Here is a 1,364-nt window from a genome sequence, read left to right as displayed (position 1 = left end):
CTGATTTTCTATATCAGAAATATAAATTAGAATATAAAATAGACTATCAATTTAATTTCGAAGAAATAGATAAACTTGTAAGAAATATCACTTCCCAAAAAAATGTAGAATTAGAAGATATATTATTTATTTATCCAGTAGAAAATGTCTCGAAAAATAAAGGTAGTTTTTACATTAAAAATATTACTAGTTTAGATATCATTGATAATTTAGATAAGGTAAAACCTGTTGAACCTGTGCCTGTTAAAGATGCAGAAGAAATTAAAAGAGCAAAATCTAAACAAAATCTGCTTTTAACGATTTTAGTACCATTAGGCGTGGGAATTGTTTTGATTGGTGGTATTATTGGCTGATTTATAAAGGTTAGATATCTAAATAAAAAAGTTAAATAATTTTATTTGGTTTATGTATATTATGTGTATAATATAGTTATCAAAATATATCTGAATCGCCAAGTGGAATCGTCGCAGTTGAGACTTGGAAGTGGGATATATAGTGAGTGGACAAGAGAAGAAAAAATATTTTCGGGTGCAAAAATAATTGCACTGCTTTTTTTTATAATTAAATAAGGAGGTTATATGTCTTGAATAGCATGAAACAGAAAAAAGTATGCTCAAAAAAATAAAGTGCAGACTTTTTCACACAATATTATGGGTAAAAAAATACTGGCATATCATAATAGAAGGGATATAAGACCATTAGTGGTGTTTTATAATGGAAATGAGGTATATTTTTTAAATTCCAGATCAGTAAAACAACATAATAACAAAATCAAAGGTGAGGTAAAAGCTAAATTTAGCGAAAAATTAAAAGAGTCGTTTATCGACACCTCTTCTATACAAGTGATGAATAGTAAAGAATTTTTTAAAATTTATAAAAATGATCAATTTAATCCTGTCTATCAGTTGAATAATAAAGATGCAAAAAATGTAATAAATGCTTTAAATGATAGTTTGGAATCGGATCAACTATACAGAGAATCAGCATTAACGATAAATACGAATCCGTTAGTGAGGTTTTATTTTCCACCAAAATTAAAAATGACCTACCTTTAAACAAAAGCTTTAATGAAAATTACTTAGTGCAAACAAACGAGGCCGTAGCTACTGTTTTACATTTAAGAGCTCTTATTAAACATTTAAAAGTTATGGATGATGAGGAATTAACGAATTATCGCAACGCTGAAAATGTAGATGAATACATGTATAAGAACTATAATGGTTATCGTAGTAAAAACGATTATATTAAAGTATTAAACCAAATATCTGAACCTGAAAATAAAGAAGAAGTTAAATCTAAATTGTCATTATAACGCCGTGTTAAAAACGGTGTTTTTTTATAATTTTATTATGCAATACGAAATT

General features: G+C 26.8%; 3 protein-coding genes. All 3 read left to right on the top strand.

Annotated features, from left to right (window positions below):
• Positions 1–392 (top strand): hypothetical protein (locus N1F73_RS03655; protein WP_260360153.1); only part of this gene is annotated, 392 nt, incomplete at its 5' end.
• Positions 393–578: 186 nt separating this feature from the next.
• The gene (locus tag N1F73_RS03650) at positions 579–1,055 is read left to right on the top strand and encodes an Mbov_0400 family ICE element protein (RefSeq protein WP_260360152.1); all 477 of its coding nucleotides are present in this window, start codon (positions 579–581) and stop codon (positions 1,053–1,055) included.
• Positions 1,056–1,081: 26 nt separating this feature from the next.
• Complete coding sequence (locus N1F73_RS03645) at positions 1,082–1,312, top strand: hypothetical protein (protein ID WP_260360151.1); 231 nt, start codon at positions 1,082–1,084, stop codon at positions 1,310–1,312.
• The last annotated feature ends 52 nt before the right edge of the window (positions 1,313–1,364 follow it).

Source organism: Mycoplasma sp. HS2188 (genome assembly GCF_025209835.1).
GTDB lineage: Bacteria > Bacillota_I > Bacilli_A > Mycoplasmatales > Metamycoplasmataceae > Mycoplasmopsis.
Note: the sequence above shows the minus strand (reverse complement) of the source record. Positions and strands in the feature narration are given on the sequence as shown.